This is a genomic window from Photobacterium kagoshimensis (assembly GCF_050337045.1).
GTDB lineage: Bacteria > Pseudomonadota > Gammaproteobacteria > Enterobacterales > Vibrionaceae > Photobacterium > Photobacterium kagoshimensis.
Genome location: NZ_JAKJSO010000019.1, coordinates 1 through 12,870 on the forward strand (window position 1 = coordinate 1; position 12,870 = coordinate 12,870).

Annotated in this window: 11 protein-coding genes and 1 tRNA gene; 2 read left to right on the plus strand and 10 right to left on the minus strand. The window is 44.7% G+C overall.

Annotated features, from left to right (window positions below; translation table 11 throughout):
- Positions 1-476: 476 nt before the first annotated feature.
- The 8 genes from L4C35_RS17510 to L4C35_RS17545 all read right to left on the minus strand — a co-directional run bounded on the left by L4C35_RS17510 (position 477) and on the right by L4C35_RS17545 (position 7,986).
- Positions 477-2,132, minus strand: coding sequence for a methyl-accepting chemotaxis protein (locus L4C35_RS17510; RefSeq protein WP_428464106.1), 1,656 nt, complete (start codon positions 2,130-2,132; stop codon positions 477-479).
- Between the two features lie 224 nt (positions 2,133-2,356).
- Positions 2,357-2,441: transfer RNA gene (locus L4C35_RS17515), tRNA-Leu, on the minus strand.
- A gap of 177 nt (positions 2,442-2,618) precedes the next feature.
- Positions 2,619-3,614, minus strand: coding sequence for a LacI family DNA-binding transcriptional regulator (locus tag L4C35_RS17520; RefSeq protein ID WP_428464107.1), 996 nt, complete (start codon positions 3,612-3,614; stop codon positions 2,619-2,621).
- Between the two features lie 106 nt (positions 3,615-3,720).
- Entirely contained in the window at positions 3,721-4,452 is a 732-nt protein-coding gene (chbG, locus tag L4C35_RS17525) for a chitin disaccharide deacetylase (RefSeq protein ID WP_428464108.1), read from the minus strand.
- 81 nt (positions 4,453-4,533) lie between these two features.
- Positions 4,534-5,844 (minus strand): 6-phospho-beta-glucosidase, encoded by a 1,311-nt coding sequence (locus L4C35_RS17530; protein ID WP_428464109.1) that lies wholly within the window; start codon positions 5,842-5,844, stop codon positions 4,534-4,536.
- On the minus strand, positions 5,837-6,166 hold the full coding sequence (locus tag L4C35_RS17535; protein ID WP_428464110.1) for a PTS lactose/cellobiose transporter subunit IIA: 330 nt from the start codon (positions 6,164-6,166) through the stop codon (positions 5,837-5,839). The genes L4C35_RS17530 and L4C35_RS17535 overlap by 8 nt, the downstream gene beginning before the upstream one ends.
- 62 nt (positions 6,167-6,228) lie before the next feature.
- Positions 6,229-7,563 carry a PTS sugar transporter subunit IIC gene (locus tag L4C35_RS17540; RefSeq protein ID WP_428464111.1) on the minus strand — a complete coding sequence of 445 codons (1,335 nt, stop codon included), beginning with the start codon at positions 7,561-7,563 and terminating at the stop codon, positions 6,229-6,231.
- A gap of 108 nt (positions 7,564-7,671) precedes the next feature.
- Positions 7,672-7,986, minus strand: a complete 315-nt coding sequence (locus L4C35_RS17545) for a PTS sugar transporter subunit IIB (RefSeq protein ID WP_428464112.1) — start codon at positions 7,984-7,986, stop codon at positions 7,672-7,674.
- Positions 7,987-8,427: 441 nt separating this feature from the next.
- On the opposite strand from L4C35_RS17545, the gene L4C35_RS17550 reads away from it, so the two are divergent.
- Positions 8,428-8,919 carry an RDD family protein gene (locus tag L4C35_RS17550; protein ID WP_428464113.1) on the plus strand — a complete coding sequence of 164 codons (492 nt, stop codon included), beginning with the start codon at positions 8,428-8,430 and terminating at the stop codon, positions 8,917-8,919.
- A gap of 67 nt (positions 8,920-8,986) precedes the next feature.
- Here L4C35_RS17550 and lptG read toward each other — a convergent pair whose 3' ends face one another.
- Both lptG and lptF read right to left on the minus strand, forming a co-directional pair.
- The gene (gene lptG, locus L4C35_RS17555) at positions 8,987-10,057 is read right to left on the minus strand and encodes an LPS export ABC transporter permease LptG (protein ID WP_428464114.1); all 1,071 of its coding nucleotides are present in this window, start codon (positions 10,055-10,057) and stop codon (positions 8,987-8,989) included.
- The gene (gene lptF, locus L4C35_RS17560; protein WP_428464115.1) at positions 10,050-11,156 is read right to left on the minus strand and encodes an LPS export ABC transporter permease LptF; all 1,107 of its coding nucleotides are present in this window, start codon (positions 11,154-11,156) and stop codon (positions 10,050-10,052) included. The genes lptG and lptF overlap by 8 nt, the downstream gene beginning before the upstream one ends.
- Positions 11,157-11,352: 196 nt before the next feature.
- Between lptF and pepA the strand changes: the two genes are divergently transcribed.
- A complete protein-coding gene (gene pepA, locus L4C35_RS17565) occupies positions 11,353-12,861 on the plus strand; it encodes a leucyl aminopeptidase (protein WP_428464116.1) in 1,509 nt (502 codons plus the stop codon).
- Positions 12,862-12,870 lie beyond the last annotated feature (9 nt).

The window sequence follows — 12,870 nt, forward strand, 5'->3', positions numbered from 1 at the left end:
ATCTGAGCCATGATCAAACTCTTCAATTTAAAGTTTTTGATGGCTCAATGAATACTGATTGAATATCGATAACTAGAAGCTAGTCATGATATTCGAATTGACTGTGCCAAATAATAAGTAAACTTAATATTTGTATTGGTCACTCAGTTCATTGATGCCAAATTCATTCTTACTTAAAAAGTAACAATGAATAGTTTTGACTATTCATTTCACGAGTGCCCACACAGATTGCATGGTCAAATTGTTAAAGAACAAACTGACTTATCGTTGCTGGCTAAGCGCCTTGCTCCGTGTCAGTGAGGACGCATTATAGAGATTACGATCGCATTGGCAAGTGTAAATTACAAAAAAATCGAAAATAAACACCAAGCGTTCAAAATGCAATCAAGAGGGGTGAATTTGACCAAATTCGAACCACCTCTTGTTGTGTTTCCTTTATATCGTCCATTAAACCAACAGGCATCAATTGGTGCGAGTTACCCTCGTGGTGCTGATTGCAGCTTAAATTTAATCAGTGAGGCTTTCAGGTGAGCAACCTGTTGTAATAAGACTTCCTGTTGTTGGCTACATTGGCTGATAACCTCATTATTATGGACTGCAATATTCGATACGCTCGATACGCTCTCCTTTATCGTCAAGCACGTTTGGCTTTGCTCATTAGCCGAATTCGATATCGCAGCAGCTTGCTCCTCTATAATAGAGAGAGATTGCTGCAGCTGCTCAATGGCATCGCTACTGCTCTTAACCCCACCGATATTCGCCTCTGTCGCTGCTGTGGTTTTTTGCACAATCGCAAGCGCTTCTTGTGAGCTTTGTCCTAAACGCTCAATAATGCCATCAACACTCGCGGTACTTTCTTGAGTTCGAGTGGCTAATTGTCTTACTTCATCCGCAACCACAGCAAAGCCTCGTCCTTGTTCACCCGCACGCGCAGCTTCAATGGCTGCATTTAATGCCAGTAAATTTGTCTGCCCTGCAATCCCACCAATTTCGGTGACAACACTTTCAATTTCATTAATGTCTTTATTCAATGCTGTCATGGCGGCGACTAGCTGATCGATATCAGACGATAATAGAGACATCATGTGAACAACATTATTTGTCATGGTCTGCGTATCACTGCCTTGATTCGAACAATGTAACGTCTCAGTAGCAACATGCTCTGCACTATGTGTAAATTCATTAGAAACTTGAGACAAATTATCGATGGCTTTTGCAAGTAATTCCGTTTCAACGGTTTGCTTATGGGCATGTTGGGTGAGGTCATCAAACGAATTTTTAGCCTGGCGAGAGTTTAGCTCCAACTGCTCGGCCATCATGACAGTATTATTGACGGTTTGGTTAAGGTCATTTCTCATTGAAATGAAAGCCGTATAAATACTGGAAGCGTCGGCTGAAGAGTTTTGCTCTGAAGGATGTACAGTGAGATCCCCGTCTTTCACACGCATCGCTAAGCGCGCTAAAGTTTCAGGCTCAGAGCCGAGTTGCTTCAATACCGCCTGAATTGAAAACCAAATGATGGCCCCCATCAATAAGGCAACCACAAGGCCGAGCGTCAGACGAAGAGAGATTTGCTCAATAAACTCATTGAAAATATGATCATTAGCAATACCATTGCCTACATACCAGCCCCAAACACCCGTTTTAATCGCAACAGAGTGGATCAGCGCTTCACGATCACCGTTTCGCGAAGACCAAACATAATCGACCATGGTGTTCGTTTTATTGCCAATGGCTCGCGCCAGAATTTCGCCAACATCATTATTATTGGCATCACGCAAAATATTAAAGTTTTCGCCTTGGATTTCAGGATCCAGCGGCGCAGAGATAAAGACACGATTCTCATCTGTTACCCAAACATACTCTGTCGGTGTATAGATGTTGGTTCTGAGCACCTCTAACGCAAGTGCTTTCGCTTCATCTTCAGGCAGGGTTCCGTTTTGTGCGAGGTCTTCAAAGGTATTCACTATTTTGCTGGCACTCATCAGCAGTTGCTCTACGCGTTTATAGTTGGCAGCTTCCAGTGCTTGTTTTTGACTCGTAGCACCCAAGTAAATACTGCCTAATAACAAGACGACCAAACTCACCACGAGAATGATGGCTTTGCGCTGTAAAGTCATTGATTGTTGCATCGTGCACCCCACATAAAAAATGTGCACCCTAGCGAATATAATTATGAGGTTCAATCACTATTGATTCAAAATAAAACCTTATCCTTTTAGCGCATATTACCGCTCTAAAAATACAAATATATGATTAAAAATATTATGAAAAAGAATAGTAAGAAGAGCGTTACAGAAGGGGATCGCCAGATGCAAAAAAGCCCCAGCGTAAGCTGAGGCTTTTCTACGAAAATTGGTGCCCGAGGACGGACTTGAACCGTCACGCTCGAAAGCAACGGATTTTGAATCCGTCGTGTATACCAATTTCACCACTCGGGCAGATGCAGCTCATTATACGTATGGACTTAACCTAAGCAAGCCTTTATTTTGAAAAAACAGTATCAAACCAGCCAACTGCTGAATAAACACACAGCCAGAGAGAAAACTGAACGTTTTCGACGTCTATTTTACTGATTTCACACTAAATATCTTAGTTAACCCTCGTGAAATTCAGAATTATCGCGGCAGGACACTCTGTCGAGTCATCAATTGTGGTAAAAAATGGCGCTCTATATCCGTTTCTTGCTTATTCAATAGATGATGAAGTACAGCAACTGCCGTTCGTGCCATATCACTAATAGGGAAATGTACTGCTGTCACCGTAGGATAAAAGCTGGCACACAAATCAACGCTATCAAAACTGGTAACAGATAGCTGTTCGGGCACTGCGATCTTATGTTGATGAAAGAATTGTAATGCCCCACTCATCATTTCTTCACTGCATGAGAATAACGCTTCCATGTCTTCATGTTGTTGGAAGAGTTTCTGCGCGGCTTGATAACCGCTTTCACGCCCATAGTTTCCTTCGCCCGTCAGGGAAGGATCAAAAGGAAGCCCAGCTGCGGCTAATGCATTCTTATATCCTTGAAAGCGCTGCCTGCTTGTTTCTCGGTTCAACGCCCCAGAGATACAAGCAATTTTCTGGTGACCTTGCGCTATTAGGTGGTTAACCGCTAATTGTGCCGCGAGGGTATGATCGAAAGTAATACACCTATCTTCCAACCCTTCCACTAACCGATCCAGCAACACAAAGGGCGTCGGCTGTTTTGCCAACTCGCGTAGTTCTTCATCGCTTAAATGGCGACTATGCAGAATATAGCCATCACAACGTAAATCGAAAAAGCGCTGAATGGCCTCTCGCTCACCTTCCGCACTATGATGACCTTGAGCCGTGATCAAAAACTTACCATGGCAATCTAATTCAGACTGCACTTGATCCATCATTTCACCGAAGAAGCCCCCTGTATAATAAGTCACTAACAGCCCAACCATATTCGATGACGCCGTTGCTAACGAACGCGCGATAGCACTGGGACGATAATTCAGTTCAGCCATGGCTTGTTCAACTTTGCGTTTAGTATCAGCACGAAACTTGCCTTCGCCATTGATGATTCGCGATACCGTTGATCGATTGACGCCTGCGAGTAATGCGACATCTTTTATTCTTGCCATACAGGCTTCATTCCTTTGTTTTGACACTATTCGTGCAAGCTATTGAACCATAGTCGCGAGAGCAACAACCAAACACGCTCGACAACACGACAAGGTATCAATCATCTCATGAAAAAACAGAGTAATCGCACAATGTAATACCGCGTTGATCTAATTGTTCTTGGAAGTCAGGATCCGTCAACACTGCCAATTCTTTCGCTCTTGGTATTGCATAACCACTGCATTCCAGCAACGGCTGATCGATATAAGCAGGATGGCACATGATTTCTAACACATCACAAGTTTCTCTATGTTGATCGACGAGGCTTAACAAGCTATCGAGAGCCACGGCGGTATCGTAAAATTTATCGCTAAATTCATAACGACAACCTTTCATTGGCTCACTGTCGTAAAGTCCGCGCACAGGCAAGTGATGAGAAGCGGCAATGGCTGTTATTACGGGTAAAATTTGAGGATGAAAATGGGCATGGTGATGACTATCTAAATGACTTAGTGGGATCCCCAATGCTTTAAATGCCTGGATCTGTGCTTCAATTTCATCAGCGAGTTCTACCTCATCAAAACCTCGATAACCCTTCATCACTTCTTTAGACCAACACTGGCCTTGCGGATCCGCTAATGTACGGCCAGATGTTAATGGTTTACCAGCCGTAAAACGCAGGTGTAATCCAATATTTAACGGCAATGACGGTTTTAACAAGCTCAGTGCATGCTGCTCGGCTGGCATCCCTACCATCAACGTTGTGGAACGCACCGCACCGTATAGGCTTGCATCGACAGTGCCAAGGTTTACGCCTTTTGTTAACCCAAAGTCATCGGCATTAACGATCAGTTTCATCATTTATCCTTTTAAACGACACACAGGTTTGCCTAGCCTTGTAACCACATACGAACAAGGCTAGCCAGTTCCAATTACACCCTAGCGAAATTGCGGTAGGTAGTCATAATTTGTTCGTAAAATATCGTCTAAGATCGCCTTTGCTTTACTGATATCAGGCACCAAAGGATTATTGGTCAATGCCATTAACGCTTTGTCATAGTCACCATGCACTGCAGCCTCGACGGTTAATTGCTCATAGGCTTTCACTTGGTGGATCAAGCCCGATACCGCTGGGCTTAATGATTCAATAACCAGTGGTCTCGCGCCCGCACTGCCGACAACAGCGCTACATTCGATAACAACATCATCAGGTAAGAAACTTAACGTGCCGTTATTTCGCACGTTCACCACATTGATGGTATTTCGGTTATTGTACAGCGCATCCACTAAGTTTAAGGATGCATCAGAATAATAAGCGCCACCGCGCTCTTCTAACAATGCAGGCTTTTCATCCAGCGAAGTATCTTGATAAAGCTCAAACAAGGCTTGCTCTGTTACCATGACTTGCTCTGCTCGCGTCCCGCCATGTGCTGCCGTTTCTTTTTCTTCAGCGAGCATTGCTTCAGTTTGATAAAAATAACGATGATAAGGACATGGGATAGCGCCAAGTGCATGTAAGAAGTCAGGATCCCAAGGCTCCTCAAAGATATTCTTCATACTGAAGTTGGCACCATCCCCGACTTTCTCGAGTACCTGCTCGGTTATATCCTCACCATTGAGCCAAGCGCGATGCGCCCACAGCAAATGATTGAGGCCAGCACTTTCCAACGTCAGTTCCTCTGGCTGGCACCCCATCATTTCGGCAATCATCATGGTCATAGAGACAGGTACATTGCATAAACCAATCGTTTTTACTTGGGTGTACTTCAGTACAGCTTCAGTGACTAACCCAGCAGGATTGGTAAAGTTAAGCATCCAAGCATTGGGGGCTAATGCTTCGATATCTTTACATACATCGAGAATGACAGGGATAGTGCGCAAGGCTTTGGCAAAACCACCAGGTCCTGTCGTTTCCTGTCCGATCACATCATATTTGAGCGGGATCCGCTCATCATTAGCACGAGCTTGTAGCCCTCCGACCCGAAACTGGGTCATCACAAAGTCAGCGCCAGTAATAGCCGCACAACGATCTAACGAGGCATTGATCGTTATGTCTGCACCACATTTTTTAACCATGCGTTTCGCTAATGCAGCAATAATCTCTAACTTCGCTTGCCCAGCTTCAACATCGACAAAATGAATTTCTTTAACCGGTAAATACTCCAGTCGCTTTAACACCCCTTCCACCAGTTCAGGGGTATAGCTACTACCACCACCAATGATAGCTAACTTTAATGCACCTCTAGCCATGTTGAACTCCTTGTTCCACTTGTCGCAATTCGTGTAACACCACCAACTCAGTAGCAAGCTCATGGGCAAGAATTGTGGTCATCAAGTGATCTTGTGCGTGAACCATCACAAGCGTCATTTTCACTTTGCCCTCGCCTTCATCAGCTTCAATCAATTTGGTTTGCGTTAAATGGGCACGGTTCAAACACGCTTTTGCTTGCGTTAAACAATCACGCGCAGTCTCAATCTGTTGCTTTCTTGCCTGCGCCAAAGCTTCAAAGCATAGGCTTCTCGCTTCCCCTGCATTAACAATAATGTCCATCACTACAGCTTCTTGATCCATCTTGATTCTCCCTTTTCATGTTCTTCTTTGAAGAGGCAATGCCTCACCTCCTCGCTCATCCATTAAGCTGCAATACCTTCGCCTGCTGGGGTTGCTGTTGCTTCATTGGCTTTTTCTACTTTGCTCTCCTCCTCCAATAATTGTTTTTCAAACATTTTGAAGAAAGGTAAGTAGATAAAAATATCCATAATCAACAAGGCAACAACTAACAACACAGGGGAAAGCGTCCAACCTGCTCCCCATGACGCCCCAAGCAAAGCAGGTGCTGTCCAGGCAGTTTGTGAAACCGCCATCCCCACAATGCCCATGTGAACGGCGGTATAAGCAATAATGGCGTTAACAACTGGCGCGAAAATGAAAGGAATGAACATGGTCGGGTTTAGCACAAGTGGGCTACCGAAAATAACGGGTTCATTAATTTGGAAGAAACCAGGCACAACACTCATGCGGCCTAAACTACGAAGGTGAATGGATTTACTAAACACCATCAAAATCACCAAGGCTAACGTGGCACCGGAACCACCAATGAAGATATAGAAATCCCAAAAAGGTTGGGTAAAGACATTTGGGATCGGCTCACCCGCTAAAAACGCTTCTTGGTTAGCACCAATATTGGTGAGGAAGATAGGAGACAACAAGCCAACCACGATGGCTGCGCCATGAATACCTGCAAACCATAGCAGCTGACACAGTAATAAAGCGCCAATGATGGCAGGCAGTGAGTTAGAAGCGCTCACGAGTGGACGGAACATTTCCAACACCAGATCAGGAATTAACATATCGAACTGCGTTTGGAAGAACAGGCTCAGTGGGTAGACAGTCAAGAAAACAAACAGCACAGGGATCAGAATTTCAAAGGAACGTGCTATCGCTGGCGGTACTTGCTCTGGCAATCGGATAGTGACGTTATATTTATTCAAAATACGGATAAGTTCGACCGAGAAGAACGCACTGATCACTGACGTAAATATCCCCGTCCCCGATAAATGACTCGTCGACAACGCACCATCTGCTACCGGTGCTGATGCCACTAAAAAAGTCATTAAAGATAACGATGCACTGGTAATGCCATCCATATTATAGGCTCGAGCGAGGCTATAGCCGATCCCCATCGATACAAAAATCGCCATCAAGCCCATGGTCATTTCGTAGGGCAGCATAATATTGTCAAAATTCGCCGCAGCAAAATCTAACCATGCACGCCCAAAAGTATTCTGCGTATCTTCAGCAAAAGGAGGAAACGCAAATACCAACATGAAACTACCCACAATAATAAAGGGCATGGCAACAATAAAACCATCGCGCATCGCGCGTATATGTTTTTGGTTACCGACCTTCACGGCGATTGGTGCGATCTTCCCTTCAACAATTTTTATTATTGAATCGTAGAGCTTCATAACATGAATCCTTTTTTGAATATGAAACATCCCACCCCACATAAATAAATGCAGAGTAAATTTACTTTAAATAAAACCGCTAAATAACTTTAGCGGCTATAAATAGATTTAAGCGATTTCAGGCAATAAAGATAACGCCAGCGCGAGTGTTTCCTCACCTTTCATCATGCCGTACATTTGAGGAGGAATCGGCGCAACCTGCTTGTGGTACATGTCGGCAACTTTCTGAAGTTCTGCTTGTTGAAAGCGTACCTGCGGCCCCAGAAGGCAAACATCAAACTCCTGAATTAGCTCATTAAAATGAGTGACAGCATGCGCCTCTATCAAGCAAGCGACACCTTGCTTTTCAGCGGCTTGCTGCATTTTTTTTACCAACATACTGGTCGACATCCCCGCACTACAGCATAACAAAATCTTTTTCATTTTCTGCTCCTTGCTTTCTGTTATTCATCTTATTTTCACTGTGTACAAATTGTATACAAGACAAACAAAACTTAAAAGCGCAACCGGTTGCGTTAACATTAAAAAAGGGTGAGAAAGATCGAAGTTCAATTATTTAAAAATGTAAACTTTTACATTTAAACACATCGCTATATTTATTTAATTTCAAAAAATAAATATAAAATACAAATAAAAACGTTCATTATTAACTTAATCAAGCCATAAAGATTAATTATTTAACTGCTACTTACTAAAAGTTACTCACTTAATATCAGTAACTTACAATAGCGTTCCTTTATTAGCTGTAACAATCTTTGTCTGTTTCAGAAGAAACAAATAATGATAAACTGCCCTTAGAGCAAGCAATATTACCGTCATAGCTACAGCTATCGGTGATCTGTAGATGGAATTATCGGAGTTATCATGAAAAAAAAGCAGCAAAATGTGCAACCAGCTAAAGAGTACGCCACTTTACCTCGCCGACTAGGCGCTTGGCTCTATGATGTATTGATTGTTGCCGCTGTACTTATGCTCGCTGGCGGGGTAGCCATGGCACTCGTTGCCGGACTACTTCAGCTGGGCCTACTGGATATCTCTGGTTATGAAGATGCTAGCGCCTATCTAGGTAAACATCCTGTTGCGGGTATGCTTTACTCGGGCTATTTAGCCGCGGTTATCATCGCTTTCTATGCCTTCTTCTGGTGTAAAGCAGGACAGACCTTAGGCATGCGAGCATGGAAACTGCGCTTACAGAACAGCGATGGTTCTAATATTCGCCTCACACAAGCTTTCATTCGTATGGCGACATCTGCCTTTGGCTTGGGCAACTTTATCGCGCTGTTTAGTAAAGAAAAGCAATCTTTCCAAGATATTATGGCTGAGTGTGAAATGATCATCACACCAAAGGTTCACTGATCCCTTTTCTTCCAATAAAAAAGGAGCTTCACGCTCCTTTTTTAATCATGCTGTTTTGCGCTTCGATTTATAACTTACGGCGCAATAGATAGATAGTGATCAGCAAGAACACCACACTCGGCCCCATCGCCCCGATAATCGGCGGCAAGCTATACACCAAGCTCATCGGTCCAAACACTTCGTTTGATATATAGAAAGCAAAACCAAAGATCACCCCTGATAATACGCGAGCCCCCATGGTGACGGATCGTAATGGACCAAACACAAACGAGAGTGCAAGTAACATCATTACCGCAATCGTCACAGGCTGTAAGGCTTTGCGCCAAAAAGCCAATTCATAACGAGAAGCATCTTGCTTCGACTCTTTGAGGTAAGAGACATAATCATAGACACCAGATAACGCAAGCTCTTCAGGCTTCACTGTCACTACAGCCAGCTTATCTGGCGATAATACCGTATCCCAAATCTTACTCTCAAAATGAGTATTAGTTTGGCGATCTTCTTTAAAGGTGGTTTCAGTTACATCGCGTAATTGCCACCCTTCATCGGCTAAGTACTGCGCAGAGCTGGCATAAACCGATTTTTGCAGTTTATCGTTATCATCAAATTCCCAGATGTTAACGCGCTCTAGTCCCTGCTTTTCTTTGACCCGCCCGATATAGATAAAATCATTGTTATCTTTTGCCCAGACCCCGCTTTGCACTGACAGCATACTGCCACCAGAAGTCCAAATAGTACGAAGTTCACGCGCCATCTTCTGCGCTTGAGGTGAGCCCCACTGCCCTAGTGCCATGATAATAAGCATCAGAGGCACGGCGGTTTTTAGTACAGACAAACCGATATCGAGTTTTGAAAAGCCTGCCGCTTGCATCACCACCAGCTCAGAGCTTGACGCCAGCATACCAAGGCCTATCAAAGCCCCCAGCAATACCGCCATCGGGAAGAACATTTCAATGTCACGCGGAATACTCAAGGCAACAAAGCCTAATGCTTTCCATAAGTCGTAGGTGCCCTCACCCACTTTACGTAACTGCTCTACATACTTGATGATTGCAGATAGCCCCACCAATGTGGCCAGTGTCAGCGAAGAAGTCGCAATGATGGTACGGCCGATGTACCAATCAAGGATCTTAAACATTACCACGTCTCCGGAACTTATCTTTTAATACACGAATAGGCATGGTGTCCCACATATTCAGTACGATAGCCACCAGCAGCGTCACCACATTCACCGACCATAAGCCAATATAAGTCGGTATTGTCCCGTCTTCCAATGCTGATTTAGCCGCACTCATTGCTAAGAAGTAAGCAAGGTAAATCATGATCGCAGGGAATAATTTCGCAAAGCGCCCCTGTCGAGGGTTAACCGCTGACAATGGCACGACCACCATGGTTAATAGTGGAATACATAAGAACATCGACACCCGCCACTGGAACTCAGCAACGGCAGAAAGATTCGATTGTTTAAGCAGTTCAACCGTCGGCACCGCTTCCCACGAGCGGGTTTTCTCACGCACAGCACGCTGACCAATCAGTGCTTGGTAATCTTCAAAATCAGTGATGGTGTAATCCAAACGGGTCGGTAACCCTTCGTAACGGGTACCGTCTTTAAGATCGAGTACCTGTCGACCATCGGGTAATTCACTCACATAACCACGATCAGAGAACGTAATGCTAGGACGCAGTGTATCGGTAGAGAAGGGCTGAGCCACAAACACTCGATGCAGCTTCTTACCACTCTCTGTAATGTCATCGACAAACACCACGCCTCGCCCATCAGGCGAACCTTGGAATTGGCCTTTAACTAACAGGTTCAGCCCTGAATCGGACTCAGCTTGTTCCATCACCTTGGTTTCTTGCTCTGCTGCCCACGGGGTTAACCATAGGGCATTAAAAGCCGCAAAAGTACCCGAAATCAGCGCCAGTAATAGCGCCGCTTGGATCAGAAATTTATTACCTATCCCCGTGGCATTCATCACAGTGATTTCACTTTCGGCATACAATCGACCGAATGTTAGTAAGATCCCGATAAATAAACTCAGCGGTAGCATCATTAACGCCATGTATGGGAAGTAAAGCCCCATAATGGTCAATATTAGATCACCAGGCAGCGAGCCTTCCGATGCGGAGGCTAAAATACGAATAAACTTTTGACTGAGAAATATCAAAAAAAGCACAAAAAGAATCGCAAATTGGCTCTTTAATGTTTCACGTGTCAAATACCGAACAATAATCACGCTTTATATACCCATAGAAAACTTGTTTTTTTGCTGGAATAACTATAGTTTCTCGGTAAACCAGTTATTTTTTTATCTTTCAGCTAAATGTTAGCCTGCACTTTAGATCCTATACTGTTACAGCGATCCAGCAAGTCAGTACGGCATTATCCAACATTTAGCCCTAATTGTCTTTATATAGGATGTAGGAGTACGCATGGAGTTCAGTGTTAAAAGTGGCAGCCCCGAGAAACAGCGCAGTGCCTGTATTGTCGTGGGTGTATTTGAACCACGTCGACTTTCTCCAATTGCTGAACAACTAGATAAGATTAGTGATGGCTACATTAGTTCCCTACTTCGTCGTGGTGATCTAGAAGGTAAGCCTGGCCAAATGCTACTGCTTCACCATGTACCTAACGTACTGTCTGAGCGTGTACTACTTGTCGGTTGTGGTAAAGAGCGTGAACTTGATGAGCGCCAATACAAGCAAATCATCAAAAAAACGATCAGTACCTTGAACGAAACAGGTTCAATGGAAGCGGTATGTTTCTTAACTGAGCTGCACGTTAAAGGCCGCGATACTTACTGGAAAGTACGTCAAGCGGTAGAAACAACCAAAGACAGCCTCTACACCTTCGACCAATTCAAGAGCAACAAGCCGGAAACGCGTCGTCCACTACGCAAGCTAGTATTTAACGTTCCGACTCGTCGTGAGCTGTCACTTGGCGAACGTGCAATTGCCCATGGTCTAGCTGTTGCCTCTGGCGTGAAAGCAGGTAAAGACCTAGGTAACATGCCACCAAACGTGGCAAACCCAGCTTACCTAGCTTCTCAAGCTCGTCGTCTTGCTGATGATTTTGAGACAGTGAACACCAAGATCATTGGTGAACAAGAGATGAAAGAGCTAGGCATGACTTCGTACCTAGCCGTAGGCCAAGGCTCGAAGAACGAAGCCATGATGTCGGTTATTGAATATAAAGGTAACCCAGATTCAGACGCGAAGCCGATTGTTCTTGTGGGTAAAGGTCTGACATTCGATTCAGGCGGTATCTCCATCAAGCCAGGCGCGCAGATGGATGAAATGAAGTACGACATGTGTGGTGCGGCAACCGTCTTCGGTGCGATGAAATCACTGGCGAAGCTAAACCTACCAATTAATGTAGTGGGTATTCTTGCTGGCTGTGAAAACATGCCTGGTGGCAATGCCTACCGCCCAGGTGACATCCTAACCACTATGTCAGGTCAAACTGTTGAAGTACTTAACACTGATGCAGAAGGCCGCTTAGTGCTGTGTGACGCGCTAACTTACGTTGAGCGTTTTGAACCAGAATGTGTGGTTGACGTTGCCACCCTAACCGGTGCTTGTGTTGTTGCCCTTGGCCACCACATTAGCGGTCTTATCGCTAACCACAATCCACTGGCACACGAACTGATCAACGCATCAGAACAAGCGGGTGACCGCGCTTGGCGTCTACCAATGGCTGACGAATACCAAGAGCAACTGGCAAGCCCATTTGCGGATATGGCCAACCTAGGTTCACCTGGTGCAGGTACTATCACCGCGGGTTGCTTCCTGTCGCGCTTCACGAAGAAGTACAACTGGGCGCACCTTGATATTGCTGGTACCGCTTGGGTCGGTGGCAAAGCCAAAGGCGCAACAGGTCGTCCCGTCCCATTACTAGTCCAATTCTTACTTAACCGAGCTGGCCTAGAGAACGTCGAATAAGACGAATCA

What these genes read in the sequence shown, in the direction of transcription:
- L4C35_RS17535 (WP_428464110.1), bottom strand. Translation starts at nt 6,166, where the DNA reads ATGGATCAAGAAGCTGTAGTGATGGACATTATTGTTAATGCAGGGGAA.
- L4C35_RS17545 (WP_428464112.1), bottom strand. Translation starts at nt 7,986, where the DNA reads ATGAAAAAGATTTTGTTATGCTGTAGTGCGGGGATGTCGACCAGTATG.
- L4C35_RS17540 (WP_428464111.1), bottom strand. Translation starts at nt 7,563, where the DNA reads ATGAAGCTCTACGATTCAATAATAAAAATTGTTGAAGGGAAGATCGCA.
- chbG (WP_428464108.1), bottom strand. Translation starts at nt 4,452, where the DNA reads ATGAAACTGATCGTTAATGCCGATGACTTTGGGTTAACAAAAGGCGTA.
- lptG (WP_428464114.1), bottom strand. Translation starts at nt 10,057, where the DNA reads ATGTTTAAGATCCTTGATTGGTACATCGGCCGTACCATCATTGCGACT.
- L4C35_RS17520 (WP_428464107.1), bottom strand. Translation starts at nt 3,614, where the DNA reads ATGGCAAGAATAAAAGATGTCGCATTACTCGCAGGCGTCAATCGATCA.
- pepA (WP_428464116.1), top strand. Translation starts at nt 11,353, where the DNA reads ATGGAGTTCAGTGTTAAAAGTGGCAGCCCCGAGAAACAGCGCAGTGCC.
- L4C35_RS17550 (WP_428464113.1), top strand. Translation starts at nt 8,428, where the DNA reads ATGAAAAAAAAGCAGCAAAATGTGCAACCAGCTAAAGAGTACGCCACT.
- L4C35_RS17530 (WP_428464109.1), bottom strand. Translation starts at nt 5,844, where the DNA reads ATGGCTAGAGGTGCATTAAAGTTAGCTATCATTGGTGGTGGTAGTAGC.
- L4C35_RS17510 (WP_428464106.1), bottom strand. Translation starts at nt 2,132, where the DNA reads ATGCAACAATCAATGACTTTACAGCGCAAAGCCATCATTCTCGTGGTG.